This is a genomic window from Herminiimonas contaminans (assembly GCF_015645465.1).
Lineage (GTDB): Bacteria > Pseudomonadota > Gammaproteobacteria > Burkholderiales > Burkholderiaceae_D > Oxalicibacterium > Oxalicibacterium contaminans.
In genome coordinates, this window is record NZ_JADOEL010000002.1 from 1 (window position 1) to 22703 (window position 22703).

The window sequence follows — 22703 nt, forward strand, 5'->3', positions numbered from 1 at the left end:
TCGTCGGAAAAAAGTTTGAGGGCTTTCGGTTTCTTGGGCTTTTTTACTGTGCTCATCGATGTAGTCATGGTGTTTCCCTTTCGGTATCATCTCATGACCTTCGGCACACAAAAAATCTGACAGGCTCAGCTCAACACCGACTGCGCCAGCACCGCCTTGCGCATGCCCGAAGACATCACCGTCACATCGGAAGTCTGCGCAGCAACAGCAATCGTAAAAGAGAAATAAAGGAAATCCCAATAATCGGGATTCAGCTCTGCATCAGGAAACTTCAAAGCCCTGCTCTTCACCGGCGACTGGTAATACAGACGTGCGTAATGCAGCGTATACACGCCACCCAGCAACAACCAGGAACCCAGCACCGTCACACCAGTGAACGCATAATGTACAAGCTGGTCAGTGCCAGCCAAACCTTTGGCCGAAGTAAGCTCGAGAATAATCGCCAGCAAACTCAAAGGCGCAGCAATAGACAAAATCCCGACCACCGTCCCCGCCCCGGCATCCTCACGCTCAGCTATCGCCTTCACCCGTTCATGACTGGACGTCGTCATCAACCATGCCATCTGCAACAGATTCGCCCACACCGCGACATTCCAGCCGGCCAGGGCGCGTGTGACAAGATTCCATGAATCAGGCGTGATCAGAGCGACTATGACGGCGATCAGTATGATAGACGTCAGGCGCAGGTGGGAGCGAGTCAAATGGGATGCTTTAGACATAGGGGTAGATAGCCTATCCGGACTAAACAATGTCAGATTACCGTTTATTCAGCAGTCGCGCATGGTCTTTAATCGCAAGCTCAGCTTAGCGCCTTTCTTGCATGGAGAGCAGACGAAAAAATACCTGGCACATGCCAGGCATTTTAATCATCGACCATTTGATCGTTTATCTCTTTCTTCCACAGTCAGTCGTATCCTTATACTCAACCGGCACCATCGTCATGGACTCGTTAGTCTTGACTATCTTCTGCGCCGTTGCCATACATTGCGGAACGTCGGTAAAGATCAATTCATAGTCAGCGTTAGGTTCAGGGATCAAGGTCTTTTTCATATAACAACCGTCATTACGCCAGGTCGAATATATCCCCGCTTCAATCTTGGTGTTTGGCTTGTGAAACCTGAATGTAATCGGTTCATTCGCAGCGACATAAATCTCAGAAGTGACAAAATTCTTATCACCAGAATATGCCGTCTCAGGTATGCCGATTTTTTTATTGTTCAGATTTTTTTCAAATCCCAGGACCATTTGGACATTGGCGACCATGCCGTTTCCTGGCAACTTATCGTTCACGCATGTGCTGCTTGGATAAGCCCGCACCCCACGGTAATCGATATCTTGAATAACGACCCGGACTCTTGCGCGCTCTCCTCCTGTAGGTTCGCTGACAACGACGTTTTGCTTGAGTGTGTTACAGCCACTTAGGAGAAAACATATGGCCATTAGAAATAGAATGTTTTTATTCATTTACAAATATTCAAAAGAACATATAAAAAGGAATAAATGAAACCGATCTAAATATTGCCCCATTAATCGTCTTTGTTTTCATTTTTAGATCGTGGGCTTTTCTGTAATTGGCCAGTGTGAGATTTGTTCAATGAACCAATAAAAGCCACAAACATAACAAGCAAGCCTATACCCGCAGGTACAAAAATGCCGGTCAAAGTAAATGTTTTATCTAACGTAATTTGAACTGCGGCTCGAAATCCCTTTGCATAAACACCCAAAAGAAATAGACCAAGATGAACCGCTAACATAGATAGAAGAAATATCACTCCGTATCTAAATTTACCTAACCACGTTACTAAGGCCGGACCAAATAATCCACTGAATAAACCAGACCAAAACCCATCAAACATAAAAACCTAAATAAGTTAGCGATTATTTGAAGATTTGAGAATGCTATGCATAGCTTCTCCTGCTGTCTTACCTAACAAAGCACTATTAATGCGGATAATAGCCCCTGGTAACGTCATAACATTAGTTATTGAGTTTGGCACTCCTGCCCAACCAAACATTGCTGTGCCGTATAACCCAGTTAGCCCCCCAATTGCCGCAGAAGTCCCCAACCCACCATAAGAAAATCTTTGATCAAAACCAACTCCGAAAGGTTGCCCCGATCCAAATCTCTCGTCGTATAAAGCATTAAATGCTGCGGAAGCAGTATAAGATACGCCGCCAACTGTAACACCTGTTCCCAATGCTGCACCGCTTGAATATGCAGCTGAAGCAGCTCGATAAGCATTCCACATATCCAAAGTACTTGCAGCCAACTTTCCACCTACATAACCCGAACCGGCCAAATATAAACCATCTTGTAAGCTCAAAGCTTGTTGATACTGAAATGCATTGGCATATGCTTTGTTTAAATCCGACGGACCAATAGGTTGCATGTTCAATCCCAGTGATACATCGGGACTATTCGCATAAACAACAGAACCATATTTACCGCCAACAATATTACCCATTGCTTTAGCTTGGCTAATCAATTGGTTGCAATCTGTTGACGGCCCACTACCACAAACAGCCTGAAAAATAGCATCACGCTGGGCTGATAATAATGCTAACTCATTTCGCTTATTACATGCATCCGAATTATTTCCACTACTGCAGGCCGCAGCAGCATTATCATAAAGTTCCTTTTCGGAGAGTTGTAGCATCTTGGGTCGAACGTGATTAAGATAATTATTGACCGTTTGATTAAGCCCTGTCGCAGCACCAGCAGCGCCACCGACCGTAGAGCCAACAGCTGCTCCGGCCAATGTAATTAGCGCCTGCTTTGCATCCACGGGAATATCAAGCGCATCAATTGATTTGGCTATTTCTGGTATAAGTTCCGCACTAAAACCCGCTCCTAATGCTCCTCCAGCACCTCCGCTCACTCCCCCAACTACCGTATGCAGACCAACACGATAGATCCCTCCCTCATTCCATTTTTCTGCCTCCGCGTTGAGCTCGTTCGCTAAGGCAACGTTACCCGAATCAAGTGCTTTCTCTGCATCACTCATTAATGCCAAGACTTTGTTGTTAGCGTACGTTCCTATATCCTCGGCCATTTTTTGGCCTAGCTCACCCATCATGCGTGCAGCCTGATCCTCCAGACGCGCCTGCTGCAGTTTCTTCTCAAGCTCGGCCGCTTGCTGCAGAGTCAGTGTGTTGGTAAGCGCACCGTTGGCAATAGATGCATCACGACTTGTCAGCTCTTCAGCTGTTTGCTGACTTTGCGCATTCTGCTCGGCGTTGCTGCCGGTGATGGTGATATTTGCCGGGCTAATAACGCTCAATGTCTGGCTTTGCTCATGCCCGTCTTTTGGCAAGGCCTTATTTGCCGCGGCATTACCCAGAAGATTGAGTGCGCTGTCATTACCTAATTTAGTTAGATTCTCAGAGATCGTGGCACCAGGCCCCAAAGCAGCTGTTCCACTAAAGCTGCTGCTTTTGGTGGCAGTGTCTTGTACGTTGTTCAGATCACTGCTGCTCAGACTACCGGTGCTAAGGTTATTTTTCGTTTTGTCGGCTGTACTGGTAATAGCTGCGCCAACCAGATCTGTCGCATTGGCCACGGTGATATCAAAACCGCCATCACCCACCGAGATACCACTCTGCCCCTGAGCACTTTGGTAATTATGTTTGATGCTTTGATTGCTTGTATTGACGGAGACTGAGCTGGCACCCACGCAGAACGGCGGTATACATAAGCTGAGGCCAAAGCCACTGCTCTTCTGTTCGCTTTCGTATTTGCTTTGATCCTGTAAAGTCTGAATAGTAAGGTCGCCACCTACCTCCATTTTCACTTGCTGAGCTGCGAGTTGCGCCCCCTGCAAGGTCGTGTCATTACCGCTTTTTATCGTGAGCTTATCTGTGGCAGTGATGAGTGTGTTGTCATAGGTAGTTTCTTCTCCATTAGCCTTGCCTTTGGCATTTTGCACGCCTAGCTGAAGACTGATGCCACTTTGCTGACCGATACCGACCGTGATGCCTACACTTGCACTCGAGGATTTATTAACACTATGCACCTCGCTGGTATTCGCAGCAGCGACTAAAATCACGTCCCGCTTGGCCTCCAGGTTAATCGTTTCTGCCTGAAGTTTAGCGCCCTCCATGGTGATATCGGTCTGGCGTGCGTTCAGGTCGATAGACTTGGCTTGTAAATTGGTACCTGTAACCTCCGTACTTGCTGAGCTGCTAGAGCTACTCGATTTAGAGCTACCGACACTGATGGATACACCAAACGCAGCTCCACCTGGGTCTGCACCTTGTGCCAAGTCTTTAAAACCATTGGCAAGTGCCGCACTTTTCTCTATCGCTTTGTAGGTGTCGTATCCAGCCTTTAACGCCAGGGCATTATCCAGCCTGTCGTTGCCGCTACCTTGGCTAGCCGCCATGGCCGACTCAATTGCGCTATTGATCAGTCCGCCAATTTGCCCTGCAGGTTTGCTACCCACAGTGAAACTCTTACTTTCTGCCTGGTTGCTACTGCTGCTCGTGTCACGTGCAGCCAACAGGTCGATGCGATCAGCTTCGAGCGTAATCGCATTTCCCGCCAACAGATCTGCTCCGCGTGTCGTGATGGTGGCATCCCGCGTACCCGCATTACCGGCTACCATGGTGAGGTTACCGCTATTAGCCGACAACAAACTGGTGACGGAACTCTGCCCATCCGCTTGACCATTCTGTTTTTCAGAATTGATGCCGAGTATGGTCATACTGCCGCTCAGGCTCGGATGCAGCCCTATTCTGGTACTGGAACTTTGGCTGGTACTTGTCGTGCTCTGTGTTTCTTTGACGACGTCTATATTGATATTTCTGCCAGCGGCGATGTTGATATCTTTGTCTGCCAGTACCGCACTGCCGAGCACATCCACATCCCGATCTGCATTGATCTTGACATTATTTCCGGAGATGCTGGATGTAATCGCAAGCTGCCCTTGTTGATCCAGGGTCTGATTGCTCTTACTACTACCCACGGACAAACCTGTCTGAAAACTTCCCGAGAATCCGGATCGTTTTGTTTCACTTGTTTGTGCAGTATTGTGGTCCTCAATTGCAGCAGCAATCAAGACATCTTGCCCGGCGCTGACGATAACGTCTTTCACTGCATCAACCTGGCTCCCTATAACTGCAATATCACTGCCTGCTGAAAGCGTAACGTTATTCCCTGCGACGGAACTACCCACCACCTGCGTATTGTAGGTCTCGGTAGTTTTTTTGTTTTCCTTGCTCGAGATTAGGCTACCTTTTCGCGAATCAGAGAACGTACTGGACTGACTAGAGCTGATCGCGGCTTCGATGATCAAATCTTTATCCGCGGCTATTTTCGTATCGGCGTCGCCAATGATTGTAGAACCACGGATTACTGCGCTCCCGCCAGACGTAATGGTGACGTTGTCACCACCAAAATAGCTACCAATAGCGGTATTACTCGAACTCTGCTCACGGCTTTCGGTACTGGACGAAGAAAGAAATCCTTTACTCTTCGCATAACGTGCGTCATCGCTCTGGCTGGTCGCACGACCTTCAGCAATTTGGATGTCACCTGCAGCATTAACACTTAAATCACCTATGGCATTAACAGTAGCGGCTTTTGCATCAAAATTATTCCCTGCCGTTAAAGTAGTTTTACCAACGGAAACAATCTGGCTACCAACGTCTTGAGTTCCGGATGCCCGCATGTAGTTACGATCATTCGCGGTGAGATCGCTTTTGTATGCAGTCTCTACCGTACCCAAGTTCATATTATTTCCAGTGGAAACCTGTATATCACCAGAACTGGCAAGCACACCTGCCAGAACGCTAAAGTCGTTGCCAGCACTAGCTACAAGGATGCCCTTATCTCCTGTCACATACAGCCCCGCTACGCGGTCTATCTGAGTGAGAGAACTGCTGGAACGTCCAGACGAAGCTGTACCTGTACTGGTTGTACTTTCGATGACAAAGTCTCTGCCTGCGCTTGCAGTCAGACTATCGTTTGCGACAATGCTGCCACCAATATTAAGCAAATCCTCCTGCGCCGCTACATTCACTGTTTTACCGACTATGTCTCCAAAGTTCTGCACATTGTCGGCGTTGATCTGCATGACGTTACGTCCAGCGATGGTGCCGGAATTTTTGAGGTCGCCCGAGAGTTGGATATTAACGTTCTGCCCTGCCAGCAATGAGCCGCCAGTCGACAAATCGCCAGGTCTAGGCACGACATATACCTGAGGCACCAACGCTGTAGTGGTCGTTCCATCTGGCAGCACTACCTCTTGCGCGACCAACCAGACGATATCGCTGGTGAGTGCAGCCATCTGCGCTGGAGTCAGGCTAACGCCGGGCACCAATTCCCATTGCTTGGCATAAGCGGCGCCTGCTTGCATCAATGCCTGATACTGTGCTTCGTCACTGGCGTAGCCATCAAGAAATCTGCGCCCTGTCAGTTCCGCGACTTGTTCGCGAATGAGCATTTGTTCATAGAAACCGTCACCCAGACGTTTTTTTATTGTGTTTGGATCAGTAGCGAGCTCCTGCAACATGTAATCACTGGATAGCCATTGTTGCTGGTTATTGAAACGCGGATCGCCCTTGTAGATGTGGCTATCGTACGGGTCGGGATTAAGTATCAGCAGACTGCTGCTAGGTGGCGTACGCGGCCCTGCAACTTGCGTCCCTGTCCCCGAGACACTGGTATTGCCTTTAGCGACCGATGTATCTAGTTTGGTTGTAACACTTTCCGTCACTTCGGCATAAGCACCGCTACCGAAGTACCCCGCGTGTATGCCATAACCTTTGTATTTCACACTATCGCCGCGGAAGGAGCCAAAATCTGTTACCACTTTCTGCCCCATAGTCTCTGTGTTTGTCAGACTAGCGCCGGAGATGTCCAGATTACCGCCAGCCATGATCTGGCTATTGTCATTGAGAACCGCTGCACCAGCCAGCTTCATTCCACCTGCCGAAATTATGCGTCCTGGCGTACCCGGATTGTCGACAACAGTTTGTACGGTTTGCGTACTCGTTACCCATATCTGATAGAAGTCACGATAGGCGCGAGAAATGATGCTTTGGTTGTAACTCTGCAGATAGCTTCTCAGTGTTACCTGGTCACCAACCGCGACACCGAAAAGCGCCCAGACCGGGCTATCTGCTGGATACAGATACGGCACTTGTACGGTCATTCCACCTACTTCCGTTTCATAGTACTCATACGTGTTGAGTTGATACGGAACGCGTGAGAATCCTGCCTCAAAAGGATAAGCACTACTAGGTGCCACATACTCCAGACGCGGCAAACTCGGATCACCGTCATCGAAGCGATCCGATGCACATTTAAAGCAACGCCCCAGAGCACTTTCCAGATATCTGGTACCACCCAAGCGTATGTAGTGAATATAGGTAGACTCGCTAGTGGTATCGGTACGTGTACTGAAGTCAGGATTCAAGTTATTAATCTTGCCTGCCGTGATAGTCAGGCCGCCCATCGACTCTATCGTCGCAGCTTGATTAGTGACGACATCTGCCGTGCCTGTCGCATGCGCTTGCGCGTCCAGACTGCGTCCGATGTTCAGCGCAGTTTCTTCTGTGCCTGCGCTGAAGAGTAATGATCCATCGCGATTGTTGAGCGTGCCGACACCCAAATCCATACGCTGACGAGCAGCGATGACTGCATCTGAGCGCAGGCCGGTTAGTGTTTCGCTATCGTTGTTCAGTGTATTTGCCGCAATGGCTAGTTGATCGCCATAAATACGGCCAGTGCCTATATTGTCGAGTTGATCTACACGTAAGACGGTTTCCGTTCCGTCGATCAGACCACGATTACTGAGTTTATTTGCGGCAGTAAGGTTTGCTGTGTTGGCAGCCATCTCGCCGGTTGCTGCGTTGTCGATATTTGTGGCATTTACTATCAACTTGTCCGTAGCGCCTAGCTTGCCGGCATTGCTTAGTGTGTCTGCTGTAATAGCAAGATTATTGTTCGCATCTATACGTGCATCGACAGTGTTGAATAGCTCACCAGTCGTCACAAGATCAGCCTGATCTTGTGCTCTTATAACCGCCTGGGCACCGCTGTTAGTGATATTGCCTGCAGTCTCGATATGCAATTTTCCGCCATTACCATTCGACGATGCAGCCAGTATCGCCCCCTCATTCGTGAGGAAACCATTCGATAGCAGAACCAGGTTACCGCCATTCGCATTGATGGCCCCCTGGTTACGCACACCCATGCCGCTTTCACTGCCGACCAGATAGATGTGGCCAGCGTACATGCCACCTAGTGCAGCGACATCAAGACTGAATTGAGGAGTTGGCCCGGCGCCTGCAATCGGTGTAATACCTTGCGCCACATTGCCCGGATAATCTGTACCGTTGACGGACACGTCATTCGCGCCTGTCACCACTTTTAGTTTATTCGCCCAGATACCGGCATTGACTTGCACCGACCTGGCCAAAATGTCCGTGTAAGTTGCACCGCGCGTATCCAGCCCCAGGCCTTCAACACTGATGGTGCCTTGCGTAATGCGGTAACTTTCCAGTGATCCGTTATTGACCGGATTGCTTGTTGCAGTTCCCGTCGTGAGCGTGACACGGTCAGCATTGATGAAGCCACCGCCATTGATTTGTATGCCCGCAGGATTGGCGATGATGACTTCTGCCTTCTGCCCTGCGACTTCGACGTAGCCACGCAAATGGCTGGGGTTGCTGGAATTGACTTCATTGAGAATCACACGCGCCGCACCACCCGATAGCCATGGATTACCCTGCACCCAGCCACCAGTTTGGGTGAGCACATTGTCCCGGCTGTTATTGAGGATGGCACCATTGCTCTGCACGTCGAACTGGCTATAGGTATTACGCGACACGCCCGCAGCCGATGGTGTCTGGATGTTGACTTGTGGCAGACCATTCGCTGTTTGTACGATGGTCGGGCGTTGGTTGTTCGGTGCAGTTGGGTCTGCCACGATCTGCGCATGGGCAAAAGGCATGATGACTGTCATGACCCCGGTGGTCAATTTGGCGGCAAAGGAAATGGATTTCAGACGTAAATCAATCTGCTCCACCATCGGCCTGATTACAGCAGATGATGCCGCATCCCCCTTGCCATACGCAGATACATTCTCCGCGACCGCCATCATGATGCCGCGCGCTTTATTGAAAACGATGCGATATAGATGCTTATTCATGTCTGCCTCTTGCCTGATTTATTCAATATGGAAATGTGATAAATGTGAATCACAAGGTTTTACGAGCCACGCGTTTTTCTAAATGCTCCAGTTCAGATTGAAGCCTGCGGTCGTATTTGCAGTCCTGAATCCATCTGGCTTCTTAATCGGCTGACCGACGAAGATGTCGTACGAAACACCCAACACACTGCCGCGCAGTCCCAAGGCCGTACCAGCCAGTCGCCTGCCTAGCAGGTAGCGGCTGGACTGCCCTCCGACCTGACCGTAGTCGAGTCCGAGATATAGCTCTGCACCTATCGGGCCAAGGACCATGCCTATGTCATTACGCAAGGTCCAGCCGCGATCGGCGGACAGCATCATGTTTCCGTCAAAGCCACGCACCGAATAACGACCGCCGATGGCAAACCTGTCCTGCGGTACTAAAGGGGTGTCGTTCCACTGCGCGCGTAACGCACCGAGGTAACGGAAGTTTTGTTGCGCAAGCTGGAAAGGAACTGATACAGACACGTCGGCATTCCAGACTTTGGGACGTGAGGCACCTTCACCAAACAGATCTTCCGGGGCCTGCAATGCCTGGAATGCACCAGTGCCGTGGCGATATGCGAGATTGAGATCGAGCGTGTTCGCGCCCATGAATTCTCTATGCGCGACACTGACCTCCCAGCCCGCAGTGCGCCTGCGCTGGGTTTCTATTTCCGTGTCTTCTATGTAGTTGCTCGACTCTTTGAGATAGCCGCGTACGGCCAAAGTCGTTTTGCGCTGCGCATCCCGATACACCACGCGAGATAGCTTGAGATCATTGCTGGCGCTGGTACCGGAGTAAACATAATCCTGGTTCAGGCCTGCGACAGTTTGAAAGTAACGGTTGCGTGTGGCAGTTGTGCTCAGCAACCAATAGCCAAGCGGTATCGAGTAATGCGCAACGCCACCGCGTGTCCCCCTTGCCCCGCTATCGCCACCACCCAAGTCATGGTTGAAGCTGACATAGAACAGATCATTCAACGTCAGCATATGGTCGTAGGAGAGCGTCACGCTGCCCTGATATTTACCAGTCGATTTGGAACCTGAATCATCGACCGAGACGGACATACGGAACGGAATATCCTGCTTGTATGAAATGACCAGATCACTTTGCCCCGGCTGCGCGCCTTCACCTTCCGCGGCTTCTATCTTGATATCAGCCGCTGCAGTCGGAACACGTTTAAAGTTTTCCAGGCCTTGCTCTATATCGCGCAGATTCAAAATATCGCCAGACTGAACCGGCATGGCATTCCACTTCGTGCCACGCGGATCGGCGTCAGCCGCAAACCTGATGTTGCGCACGCGCCCTGGAATCACGGTGAGTACTAAGTTGCCTGCATTCAGATCCTGTGGCGATACCAGCACACGCGTCGTTACATATCCTTTATCGACGATCACGTTCTGTATGCGACCCACGACCAGATTGATACCGCTTACGCCCAGGCATTTGCCTATAGGCGAGTCCTCACCATCAATCACGCTCTTCAGGCCGAACTGAAAACGCTCGGCAGCATCACCAAGCAGCGAAATATGATTAATGCGAAAACAAGGTGTCTCGTTCTCCGACAGCAATGCAGACGGTTGCATCTCTGGCGTCTGTAGACGAACGTCAGGGACCTGCTCTTGCTGCAAACGCAATTGCCGCTCACGTTCTTGCTGACGCAACAACTCGTCGGCGGCAGGACTTTGCGCATACGCCGGAGCAAGACAGAAGAGCCCGGCGATGAGCAGGCAAGTTGCTGCGGTAACTGATTTGCTGGCGAGAGAACTGGTAGTCGTGAGCTGATGCGCAACGGTGGATGTCTCGGTTTGATTCAATATATGCCTCAAAAAAATCAGGACGATATAGAGAATTTAGCGCGAGCACCTCCCATATTTAAGGGGTTCCAGACGCAACAAAGTTACCAAAAATAAGGGCAATCTTATTCAAAAATAAGAGAACTTAAAAACAAATGAATGAAATTAGAAATGACGCACCAGAGAAAAAATGCGCATCGTTAAGCCTCATGCTGGATAGCGAGGCAGCGTGCAAAAACAGGCACTTTCGACACGCGATACCAACATCCTCCAATAGCGGAGCTAATAAAGTTTGGGGGATTTCTCCCAAACACGGGGACTTGTGGCGAATAAGCCAAAGAATAGAGGGAGACGGTACTTAATCGTCAGCAGTAACCGGCACTTCAGTCACCACATCAGGCATACCCGAGAGGATCATCAGTTGCACGCGACGATTGCGCAGACGCCCTTCTGTCGTGTCATTGCTATCGACAGGAAGGTTAGCACCATGGCCCATGGCGACCAGGCGTTTTTCAGCGACGCCATTTGCCAGGAATAAGCGCACCACGCTGCTGGCGCGTACCGCGGAGAGCTCCCAGTTGGAAGGGAACATGGAGTTGTTGATAGGTGTGTTGTCGGTGTGACCTTCGACCTGGATGTCGTTATCGACGTCCTTCAAGACTTGAGCCACTGCACGCAATGCTGCTTCCGATTGTGCATTCAGTTTCGCCTCACCCGGCGCAAACAGCACACTCGCATTGATTTCCACACTGACGCCGCGATTGGTTTGCGTAACGCGCACTTTGCCCTGGCTAACCAAAGGAGCCATGGCCTTGAGGATGTCGCGCGCAATGCTGGTCATGCGTGCTTTCTCGCGTTTGACGACTGCTTCATTCGCGCGTTGCGATGGCGATGGTATAGGCAGCGGCAGGATGGGAGTATTTTGATTGACCGGGTCCTTGATGGTTTCGGTCTTCGCTGCGACACCACCGAAGGCGATGCCCAGCGAGCTGGAGAGGATGCGGTACTTGCCTTCGTTGACGGATGAAATCGCGTACATGACGACGAAGAAGGCGAACAGGAGCGTGATGAAGTCGGCGTAGGACACCAGCCAACGTTCATGGTTTTCATGCTCTTCTTCGTATTTTCTTCTACGTGCCATGGTGGATCTATCTGCCTACGCTTTGGGCGGGCTAACTTACATCGTATAGACGTTCATCCGCTCTTCGATCAAGCGCGGATTGTCACCTGCAGCAATACCGGCAAATGCATCTGCCAGCATTTCACGTTTGAAGATGTCCCTGCTGACCAATGCCTTGAGTTTGCTCGAGATCGGCAGGAAGACCAGATTGGCGAAGCCGACACCATAGATGGTCGCGACAAAAGCTACAGCGATACCGCTACCGAGACGGCTAGGGTCGGACAGGTTTTCCATCACGTGGATCAAACCCAATACGGCACCCAGAATGCCGATGGTCGGCGCATAGCCACCCGCGGCTTCCCAGATCTTGATGGCCAGGCGTTGACGTGTTTCATATGCGCCTATTTCCAGGTCCAGCACATCACGCAATTTGGTCGGATCTACACCATCGACGATCAGGCGCAGGCCGTGTGCGATGAACGGATCCTTGACGTCCTTGATGACGCGTTCCAGGCTAAGCAGACCTTCACGGCGTGCGATGACACTCCATGCGGTAATGTCCTTGATCAGACCAGGATAATTGTCGTCCTTGGGCATGAAGACCTGACCGGCCATTTTTACGCCTTGCACAAAGTTGCGCCAGCCGCTTTGCAGCAGAACCGCGCCTATCGTGCCGACCACCACAATGATGAAGGCTGCAGGTTGTACCAACGAACCTAAAGCACCGCCTTCGAGTATTTGCCCGAGGAGGATGCCGCCCAGCGCCAGTGCTATACCAACTAAGCTACCCCAGTCCACGCTTTCTCCCTTAAGTTCGCACGCATCCTGGCGATAGCCTGGCTATGCAATTGCGATACGCGTGATTCGGTGACTCCCATGACGGCGCCAATTTCCTTCAAATTCATTTCCTGCTCGTAGTACAAACCCATGAGGATTTTTTCTCGCTCCGGCAAGGCCTGGATCGCTTCGATCACGGCAGCGCGGAAGCCTGTGTTCATCAGGTTCTGCAGCGGATCCGGAGACTCGTCGGTGCAATAACGATCGAGGAAGTGTTCGTTATCCTCGTTATCGTGGAAATCTTCGTAGTAGACCAGTTGGTGACCACCGCCATCACTGAGCAAGTCCTGATAGTCGGCCAGCGACAACTTGAGCTGCTTCGCTACTTCGCTTTCATTCGGTGCACGTCCGAGACGCTGCTGCAAGGTGTTCATCGCCACCTCGATCTTGCGCATGTTCTGGCGCATGCTGCGTGGCATCCAGTCACTGCTGCGCAATTCGTCCAGCATGGCGCCACGTATGCGCTGCACTGCATAGGTTTCAAACTGTGCGCCGTGCGTTTCTTCATAACGGCTGACTGCATCAAGCAGGCCTATCATGCCAGCCTGTATCAAATCATCGACTTCTACGCTGGGCGGCAGCTTGGCTTTCATCTGGTGCGCCAGCTTTTTAACGAGCGGCGCATGCTCAGTTACCAGATGATTTTTGTCCGATTTTCCGGCCGCGGTATACATGTGTGAATCAGGCTCCAAACTTGGCGCTATGAGCGGACAAGGTAAAACGTTCAGCCAGGCCACGGAACGCAACGGATGCGCCTGCCAGCGGGAAAGCATCGATGACGGCGCGTCCCAAGCGTGCAGCGCGTGTCATATGATCGTCCTGCGGTACAAAACCAACGGAATGTAATTGCAAGGCCAGGTAACGGCTGGCTGCTTGCGCCATGTTTTGATAAACGACAGCGGCTTCCTGTGCATCGGCACCGGTTACCAGGATGCCAAATGGACGGCGACCCAATTGCGCGTTTAATCGTTTAATCAGTGCGTATGCTTTCTTGATGGAGGCAGCACCTGGTGTGACCTGCACGATGATTTCGCCATTGCCCATCGCCGGAATAGCAAAGTTATCGTTCATATCCAGTTCGGCATCGACCATCAATACATCAGATTGCGCCGCCAAGACGCCAAAGGCGTTCGACAAACGGCGTTGCTGATGCTGATCGCTGCCATTCGCTGCGCGCAGGGAACCACGCGTTAGCGAAGCCAGACCAAAGCCCTGCGGCATTGCATGGACGACCTGGTTCAATGCACGTTCCTGACGTGCCACATCCAGCAGCGTGGCCTGCAACTCTGCGCCCATGCGATGGCTGATGCCATCATTGGAACTGCAGGCGTCGAGCAGGACGACATCACTGCCACTTAAAGCCAGCGAGGCGCTCAGATTGACCAGCATCGCGCTTTTATCGGTGGCCGAAGCCGCAGATAAAAATGTAAAAATGCGCGGCTTCGGTCCTGCGAGCATACGCCGCAAACCTTCTGCCTGATCACATTCGAAACTAGCCAAGAATCACCTCACGCAAACTCTTATCGTTCATTGCACGGACGGTATTTGCCATGACAGCTGGTATCTCCGCATCACCCAATTGGAATGGCGCTGTTTCGCGCTTGAGTTTAAATGCACGGTCTACCAGATACTGTTGGTTCGCGACGTGCAGGTCTTCCGGCACGCGTTGTCCGTTCGCGACGTAGTATAAGTTCAATTTCTGTCTAATGACTACATCTAGTGCACTGCCAATGGTTGCAGCTTCGTCCAGTTTGGTCAATATGCAGCCCGCGAGGCCATCACCCATGTAGGAGCGCACTACTTCGTTCAGTGTTTCACCGGTCGAAGTCGCATTCAGGCACAGCAGGCGTTTGACCTGGTCACCGGCACCGGCCAGCATGGCGATCTGGTCTGCCACCATTTGGTCACGCTGGCTGACACCGACCGTGTCGATCAGCACCGTATGCTTGCCTTTGAGCTCGTCCAGCGCGATGCGCAGGTCAGCTTCATCCTTGACCGAATGCACCATGACGCCGAGGATTTTGCCGTAGATGCGCAGTTGTTCGTAACCGCCGATACGGTAACCGTCCGTTGTAATCAGAGCCAGTTTGCTTGGGCCATGACGCATGACGCAACGCGCAGCCAGTTTGGCTGTGGTTGTTGTTTTACCGACACCGGTAGGGCCGACCAGCGCATAGACACCACCCTTTTCCAGGATTTCGTTTTCATCGCCTATGGTGGTCAGGTTGCGGGTCAGGATGGATTTGATCCAGTCCATGCCGCTTTGATTACTGGCACCGGCAGGCAGGCGAGCGATCAGGTAACGCGCCAGGCTGGCACTGAAACCGGCTGCCAGCATTTCACGCAAGGCTGTCGATTTGACTGGCTCACGCTTTTGCGGATCGTTCCATGCGAGCTCGGACAACTGGATCTCCAGCATGCCGCGCATCGAGCGGATTTCGCTCATCATGTTATTCAATTCAGCGGTGCTGATTTCAACGCGGTCGGATGCCGGGGCTGTATCTGCTGCCTTCGAGGTCAAAGCCAGTGGAGCTGGCTGCGTTGGCTTGTGATGTGGCACCAGCGAAGCCAGTGTGGTTTCGGAAATGGCAGCGCGCTCGACCATAGGTTCTGCCAGCGAGGCCATATCCTCACCGGCCAGTGCCAGGATCTCGACCCCGCCATCGATAGCGCGATTCGAAAGGATGACCGCATCAGGTCCGAGTGCTTCGCGCACCAGACTCCATGCGCCGCGTGACGTGCTTGCCGTGAATTTCCTGACGTTCATACCTGACCTCCAACTAAGCTAGTTACTCTGATTGTTTTTGAATCCGGGACTTCCGCGTGCGACAGCACTTTGAGCTGCGGCAAGGCACGGCGCAGGAAGCGCGCCAGCAATGCGCGCAATTGCGCTGGCACCAGCAGTACCGGTGTTAATCCTAATTGTTCCTGTTGACGCGTCGCGGCTTCAGCCTGCGCAGCTATGGTGTCGGCCAGACCTGGCTCGATACCGGCACCGTCTGCACCACTGCCCTGCAAGGCCTGGGTCAACAGACGTTCAAGGCGGTTATCAAGTGTCATCACCGACAGTTCATTGGTGGACGGGAACAGTTGCTGCACGATGGCGCGTCCCAGCGCTACACGAACCAGAGCAGTCAGTTCGTTGACGTCCTGGATGTAGGCTGCGTGTTCGGTCATGGTTTCTATGATGGTGTGCATATCGCGGATATGGACGCCTTCGATCAGCAGGTTTTGCAGGACCTTTTGCAGGGTCGAGAGCGGGATCAGCTTGGGTACCAGGTCTTCCACCAGTTTCGGCGATTCCTTGGTCAGGTGATCCAGCAATTGCTGTACTTCCTGACGACCCAGCAATTCAGCTGCGTGCGTAGTGATCAAATGATTCAGGTGGGTCGCCACCACGGTACCGGCATCCACCACGGTGTAACCCATGCCTTGCGCCTGTTCGCGCATGCTGGAATCAATCCAGGTGGCTGGCAAGCCGAAAGCAGGATCGCTGGTGGTTGGTCCTGGCAGAGTACCGCTGACCATGCCTGGGTTGATCGCAAGGAATTGACCAGCGAGTGCTTCACCACTGCCGACTTCCACGCCTTTGAGCGTGATGCGATATGCAGATGGTTTCAGCTCCAGGTTGTCACGGATATGTACTGGCGGCGACAGGAAGCCGACTTCCTGCGCGAATTTTTTACGGATGCCTTTGATACGGCGCAACAGCTCACCGCTTTGCGATTTATCAACCAATGGGATCAGGCGATAACCGACTTCCAGGCCCAGCGTATCGACTTGCACGATATCTTGCCAGGTCGCCTCTTCCACTTCCGGTGCCGGTGGTGGTGCAGTCACTTCTGGTTCAACTTCCGGTGCTTTCAGGTTGCGCTGCGAGATCAGATAAGCAGCACCTGCCATCAGGCTGGCCAGGAACAGGAAGGACACATGTGGCATGCCTGGGATCAAACCCATGCCGCCGATGATGGCCGCGGTGATGTACAGCACTTGTGGACGCGCAAACAATTGGCCGATCAGTTGACCACCGATGTCTTGCTCACTAGCGACGCGCGATACCACTATACCGGCAGCGGTCGAGATGATCAGCGAAGGAATCTGTGCCACCAGGCCGTCACCAATAGCTAGCAAGGTGTAGTTTTCCAGCGCAGCGGAGAAGCCCATATCGTGCTGCACCATACCGACCACCAGACCACCGACCACGTTGATGACGGTAACGATAATGCCGGCGATCGCATCACCACGCACGTACTTACTTGCACCGTCCATCGCGCCGTAGAATTCTGCTTCCTGCGCTACCTGGGTACGACGCAGACGTGCATCCTGCTCGCCGATCAGACCGGCATTCAGGTCCGCGTCAATCGCCATTTGTTTACCCGGCATCGCATCCAGGGCAAAACGTGCACCCACCTCAGCGATACGGCCTGCACCTTTGGTGACGACCGTAAAGTTGATGATGGTCAGGATCACGAAGACCACGATACCGACTGTGTAGTTACCGCCAATCAGGAAGTGACCAAAGGCCTCAATCACTTTACCTGCTGCATCCGGACCGTTATGACCTTCGGTCAATACAACACGGGTCGAAGCGACGTTCAGCGACAGGCGCAGCATGGTGCTGACCAGCAGCACGGTCGGGAATACCATGAAGTCCAGCGGCTTGACCGTGTACAAGGCAGTCAGCAGCACGATGATGGACAACGCAATGTTGAAGCTGAAGAAGATATCCAGCACGATAGCCGGCAGCGGCAGCACCATCATCGACAGCATCATGATGATGATCAGCGGTGCTGCGACAGCACGCGATCCTTGGCTAGTCATCCAGGCGGGTAATTTCAGGCTATTCATTGTGGCAGGCCATTCGAATCTGCATCAGCTGCAGAGGGATTAAGTGGGTCCATCTCTGGCGGCACATCCAGGTCGCCCGGTTTGACCGGACGGTTGCCGCCGTGTTTGCTATACGCACGCAACTGGAATACATAGGCCAGCACTTCAGCCACTGCGATATACAAAGCTTCAGGAATTTCGTCACCGAGTTCAGCGTGGCGGAACAGCGCACGTGCCAGTGGCGGCGCTTCCAGCAGCACGACGTTGTTTTCCATCGCGAGCTCACGGATCTTGGCCGCGACTTCGTCGGCACCTTTGGCCACCACGCGTGGTGCGCGCATGCCGTTCTCGGAATATTTGAGCGCGACCGCATAGTGGGTCGGGTTGGTCACGACCACGTCTGCGGTCGGTACTTCGGACATCATGCGGCGGCGTGCCATTTCACGTTGCTGCTGACGGATCTTCGCTTTGATCTCAGGATTACCTTCGGACTCCTTGGATTCCTGGCGTACGTCCTGGCGCGACATCATCAGTTTTTTCGCGTGTTGCCACATTTGATAAGGCGCATCGATGGCAGCCACGATCACCAGACCGGCTGCGATGAAAATGAAGCTGAACACCAGCAGGTGTCCCAAATGTTCGGTGCCGCTTTTCAGCGGTTCTACGCTCAGCGCCATGATGGCGTCGAATTCATGCCGCATCACCATCCATGCGATCCAGCCAATCAGGATGGTTTTGGCGATGGCCTTGCCCAACTCGACCGCAGCGCGGCTGGAAACCATATTGCCGAGACCCTTGATCGGGTTCATACGGCCAAAATTCGGTTGCAAGGCCTTGCCGCTGAACAGCCAGCCACCGATCAGTGCAGGCGAAGCCAGCGCCACCACGATCAGGATCAGCGCAGCCGGGGCAAATGCAATCAGCAAATCGATGATGCTGGCTGCAGCATGTGCCAGCAGCAGCTCCATGTCGAAGGCCATCTCACGATCGAAGGAAAGACCGGCGGCGAGCATCTTGTTCAGCTCCCCGACCATACGGCCGCCCAGGATCCAGAAAGCAGCGCCCGCGCCGAGCAGCAGCGTACAAGTCGCCAGCTCGCGCGAACGCGGCACGTCACCCTGCTCCCGCGCCTGTTCCAGCTTGCGCGGTGACGCGGGTTCCGTCTTTTCGAGATCACTTTCTTCAGCCAAAGCCGACTCCTGAGGTGCTTCCGATAGCGTGCAACACGACGCTATACGGACCTATGAGTAGATTATTGGCCAGAACGCCCCGGACTAATCGGGGGAATAAGGTGGGAAAGGCACCGCTTTTCAGTCATGCAAAGCGGGGAAATGGCAGGGATAACTAAATCTTCAGGGCCTGGGCCCACAGCAATGCGGCCAAATGGGCTTCATTGACCTGGCGCGCGCTGATGAACAGCGAGTCGGCCAGTGCTGCAATATTGCCATTATTCAGCTCACAGGCCTCAGCCAGGGCCAGGAACGGACCGTACATGCCATCACGCGTCAACAAAGCCTGGGCCACCGGTTCCGCCAGCTGGATTTTAGCCAGGACTTCTTCCATCGGCATACCCAGCAAGCGATCCAGCAAGGAAAACATGCCAACCACGAACAGGTTTTCGGCTTCGTTTTTCGGCAGGATACCCTGCCCGGCCAATTCCGCAAAGCGGCCGCGCACGATCGCCGTCTGCATCAGCACCGCCGCATGGCTATCGGTACTCGCCGTTGCCAGCAGCAGCGACAACCAGCGATACAGCGGCGAGTAACCCAGCATGGTCACTGCATGGCGCAGCGACTGGATTTCGGCACCGAGGCCGAAACCGACGCTATTGATGTAACGGAAGAGCTTGTAGGACAGTGCAGCATCGCGTTTCAGGACTTCTTCCAGTTCACGGATGTCAGCGTTTTGGCGCAACATCTCCATCAATTGAATGATGATGATTTGCGCTGAATTCAAACCTTTTTTCTGGGCATGCGCACGCGGTGTCAGGTACAGGTTACCTATAAACGCATGTAAGCCCTGCAAGGCACAGACATCGTATTCCTGCCACGATGCCAGCTTGCGCACGACCGCCTTGACGGTCGTCGATTGCAAGGCCGCTATCGGTATCGCCGCGCCTTGTTCATGACTAAGCCGACCCTCGACATGGCTGACGACTTGCAGCAAGGGATTACCCGTCCTGAGCGCATCAGCGCCGCGCAAGGAGATACCATAACCTGCCAGCCGCAATGCACTGGCCGCCTTCAGCGTTTCAGGATCGGCAAGATCGGCGGCGGTCAGGCGAAATACCGTATTCTTGGCCGGTAACTTGCGCACCACATTGGTCGCAATCAGGGCTGGCGTCGCTTCCAGGAACAGCAAGCTGCCATTCAGTTGAGCGGCAGCCTCCGCACCCTGTAATTGCGCAGCAAGCACCTCCACCAGCTCGAGCAAGTCGTCATCGCTGGCCATGCCACCACCCTGCTCGCCACCAAACCAGGACAATTCATAGCCCAGGATTTGTTGCGCGGCATTGAGCAAAGGCTCACGGACGATGAATTTCAATTCAGACATGGGAATTCAGGACATGGGAATTCAGGGATAGGTACTGCACAGTGACCGAAGTCGGCATGGATGCCCTGGGCGAAAATCAAAAACCCAGGCTTTCGAGCAGATCATCAACCTGCTCTTGTCCTGCCACTACGTCATGACCAGTAGGATTGATTTGCGGGCCGTTGAGCAAGCCGCTATCAACTTCTTTCTTTTTCTCGGCTGGTGCGTAGTCGACCAGTAATTGCAGCAGCTGCTGCTCCAGGCCGTGCGCCAGCTCGGTGACTTTTTTGATGACTTGCCCGGTCAGGTCCTGGAAGTCCTGCGCCATCATGATGTTCATCAAATGCTGGCGTGTTTCCGTGGTCGCTACCTGCGTCGCATTCAGATGTGCGATCGTTTGTTCAGCCAGCGCCTTGAATTTTTCTTCCGAGTAGTCGCCCTGCAAGGCTTGCTGCCATTGCGTCGACATGGCCGCCGCATCGGATTGCACTTGCTCTTGCAAAGGTCCGGCAGCTTCGGTCGCGTTCAGTACGCGTTGCGCTGCCTGCTCGGTCATGCGTGCTACATAGTCGAGGCGATCACGTGCATCCGGGATGTCATGCGATGCACGTTCTACTAATTGATCGAAACCCAGGCCACGCAAGCTTTCGTGCAAGGCACGCGTCATATGACCGACGCGCGACAGCACTTCATCATGCGGTATGCCCGCTTCGCTTACCGCATCCACCATCTGTGCAGATGAGTTGCTAGTCAACTCAGGCTCCTGCAGCAGCCAGTTTCTCGAAAATCTTGGCCAGCTTCTCATCCAGCGTCGCGGCAGTGAACGGCTTGACGACGTAACCGTTTGCACCTGCTTGCGCTGCTGCGATGATGTTTTCTTTCTTGGCTTCAGCGGTAACCATCAACACTGGCAACTTCGACAATGCCGGATCAGCACGAATGTGCTGCAGCATGGTCAAGCCATCCATATTAGGCATATTCCAGTCGGACACGACGAAATCGAATTGCTCGCTACGCAACTTGGCCAGTGCCATTGCACCATCTTCAGCCTCATCGACATTCGTGTAGCCCAATTCTTTCAAGAGATTACGAACAATGCGACGCATCGTTGAAAAATCATCAACAACTAAAAATTTGGTGTTTGGGCCTGACATGAATTACTCCATTAAATCTCTATATGTTTATCGATCCTGCAAAGAATCGAACATGGTCTACAACATCCGCTTTTTTGAGCTCTCACTATTATGCACTGAGGATACATAAATTTTGAGAGAAATCCGATAGCACTTGTCGTAAATCAACACTTAGACGCGCAAGGCACGACTGCTGTGTGCGGCAAGGTAACCCAGAACCATGCCTGGCAATGCTTGCAAGGGACCGACTTCGTGAGTTGCACCAACGGCAATTGCTTCGCGCGGCATGCCGAATACTACGCAAGAAGCTTCATCCTGCGCAAAGTTATATGCACCGACGTTTTTCATCTCGAGCATACCGAGTGCACCATCTTTACCCATGCCTGTAAGAATTACACCGACAGCATTCTTGCCCGCGTGCACTGCAGCGGAATGAAACAGCACATCAACCGATGGACGATGGCGATTGACTGGTGGCCCCTGATCCAGTTGCGTCATGTAGTTGGCACCACTACGCACCAGTTGCAAATGCGAGTGACCAGGTGCGAGGTAGGCGTGTCCTGGCAGTACACGTTCACCACCTTCGGACTCTTTCACACTGATCTTGCACAAGCTGTCGAGCCGTTGTGCAAACGATTTGGTAAAGCCTGGCGGCATGTGTTGCGTGATCAAAATGCCCGGGCAATCGGATGGCATCTGCATCAGGAAATCCTTAATTGCTTCAGTACCACCAGTCGATGCGCCGATGATGATCAGCTTCTCACTACTGGTCAGCGGATTGCGTATCATCGGCAATGCTTCGCCGCTGACCTTGTTCGCATCATGCGGCGTGATCTGACGCGACTTAATACGTGCCTTGGAAGCAGTACGGATTTTGTCTGCTATCAATTCGGTATATTCGAGCATGCCGCTCTGGATAGACATCTTCGGTTTGGTGACAAAATCTACCGCACCCAGTTCCAGCGCACGCAAAGTGATATCCGAGCCACGCTCCGTCAGTGATGACACCATAACCACCGGCATCGGGCGCAGACGCATGAGTTTTTCCAGGAAGTCGAGGCCATCCATGCGTGGCATCTCGACGTCCAGTGTCAGTACATCCGGATTTGTTTGTTTGATTAAATCACGGGCAACGATGGGATCTGGTGCGACACCGACGACTTCCATGTCCGGCTGGCTGTTGATGATCTCTTTCATGACGCTGCGTATCAGCGCTGAATCATCGACGATCAATACTTTAATTTTCATGAGGCTACCCTGGCAAAACGTCTTCGTTTTTAT

General features: G+C 52.6%; 16 protein-coding genes. All 16 read right to left on the reverse strand.

The features are described 5' to 3' along the window. Window positions 1-125: 125 nt before the first annotated feature. The 16 genes from IXC47_RS02380 to IXC47_RS02455 all read right to left on the reverse strand — a co-directional run bounded on the left by IXC47_RS02380 (window position 126) and on the right by IXC47_RS02455 (window position 22670). Window positions 126-701 (reverse strand): DUF1345 domain-containing protein, encoded by a 576-nt coding sequence (locus IXC47_RS02380; RefSeq protein ID WP_230089361.1) that lies wholly within the window; start codon window positions 699-701, stop codon window positions 126-128. Window positions 702-885: 184 nt separating this feature from the next. Beyond that, a complete protein-coding gene (locus IXC47_RS02385) occupies window positions 886-1464 on the reverse strand; it encodes a hypothetical protein (RefSeq protein WP_195874583.1) in 579 nt (192 codons plus the stop codon). 62 nt (window positions 1465-1526) lie between these two features. Further along, window positions 1527-1856, reverse strand: a complete 330-nt coding sequence (locus IXC47_RS02390) for a hypothetical protein (RefSeq protein WP_195874584.1) — start codon at window positions 1854-1856, stop codon at window positions 1527-1529. 15 nt (window positions 1857-1871) lie between these two features. Continuing rightward, on the reverse strand, window positions 1872-9155 hold the full coding sequence (locus IXC47_RS02395; protein ID WP_195874585.1) for a hemagglutinin repeat-containing protein: 7284 nt from the start codon (window positions 9153-9155) through the stop codon (window positions 1872-1874). A 78-nt stretch (window positions 9156-9233) separates the two neighbouring features. Then, on the reverse strand, window positions 9234-10907 hold the full coding sequence (locus IXC47_RS02400) for a ShlB/FhaC/HecB family hemolysin secretion/activation protein (protein ID WP_195874815.1): 1674 nt from the start codon (window positions 10905-10907) through the stop codon (window positions 9234-9236). A gap of 424 nt (window positions 10908-11331) precedes the next feature. Next, window positions 11332-12114 (reverse strand): flagellar motor protein MotD, encoded by a 783-nt coding sequence (gene motD, locus IXC47_RS02405; RefSeq protein WP_195874586.1) that lies wholly within the window; start codon window positions 12112-12114, stop codon window positions 11332-11334. A 36-nt stretch (window positions 12115-12150) separates the two neighbouring features. Beyond that, entirely contained in the window at window positions 12151-12891 is a 741-nt protein-coding gene (locus IXC47_RS02410) for a flagellar motor protein (protein WP_195874587.1), read from the reverse strand. Further along, complete coding sequence (locus IXC47_RS02415) at window positions 12873-13604, reverse strand: RNA polymerase sigma factor FliA (RefSeq protein ID WP_195874588.1); 732 nt, start codon at window positions 13602-13604, stop codon at window positions 12873-12875. Before IXC47_RS02415 ends, IXC47_RS02410 begins: the two co-directional genes overlap by 19 nt. Before the next feature lie 7 nt (window positions 13605-13611). Further along, window positions 13612-14430, reverse strand: a complete 819-nt coding sequence (locus IXC47_RS02420) for a MinD/ParA family ATP-binding protein (RefSeq protein ID WP_195874589.1) — start codon at window positions 14428-14430, stop codon at window positions 13612-13614. Further along, on the reverse strand, window positions 14423-15697 hold the full coding sequence (flhF, locus tag IXC47_RS02425) for a flagellar biosynthesis protein FlhF (RefSeq protein ID WP_195874590.1): 1275 nt from the start codon (window positions 15695-15697) through the stop codon (window positions 14423-14425). Before flhF ends, IXC47_RS02420 begins: the two co-directional genes overlap by 8 nt. Next, on the reverse strand, window positions 15694-17778 hold the full coding sequence (gene flhA, locus IXC47_RS02430; protein ID WP_195874591.1) for a flagellar biosynthesis protein FlhA: 2085 nt from the start codon (window positions 17776-17778) through the stop codon (window positions 15694-15696). Before flhA ends, flhF begins: the two co-directional genes overlap by 4 nt. Then, complete coding sequence (gene flhB, locus IXC47_RS02435; protein WP_195874592.1) at window positions 17775-18947, reverse strand: flagellar biosynthesis protein FlhB; 1173 nt, start codon at window positions 18945-18947, stop codon at window positions 17775-17777. Before flhB ends, flhA begins: the two co-directional genes overlap by 4 nt. Before the next feature lie 154 nt (window positions 18948-19101). Then, window positions 19102-20310: an EAL and HDOD domain-containing protein gene (locus IXC47_RS02440; protein ID WP_195874593.1), complete on the reverse strand. Its 1209-nt coding sequence runs from the start codon at window positions 20308-20310 to the stop codon at window positions 19102-19104. A gap of 76 nt (window positions 20311-20386) precedes the next feature. Then, on the reverse strand, window positions 20387-21019 hold the full coding sequence (cheZ, locus tag IXC47_RS02445) for a protein phosphatase CheZ (protein ID WP_230089382.1): 633 nt from the start codon (window positions 21017-21019) through the stop codon (window positions 20387-20389). A 25-nt stretch (window positions 21020-21044) separates the two neighbouring features. Continuing rightward, window positions 21045-21443, reverse strand: coding sequence for a chemotaxis response regulator CheY (gene cheY / locus IXC47_RS02450; protein ID WP_124573874.1), 399 nt, complete (start codon window positions 21441-21443; stop codon window positions 21045-21047). 150 nt (window positions 21444-21593) lie between these two features. Continuing rightward, window positions 21594-22670, reverse strand: a complete 1077-nt coding sequence (locus tag IXC47_RS02455; RefSeq protein ID WP_195874595.1) for a protein-glutamate methylesterase/protein-glutamine glutaminase — start codon at window positions 22668-22670, stop codon at window positions 21594-21596. Window positions 22671-22703 lie beyond the last annotated feature (33 nt).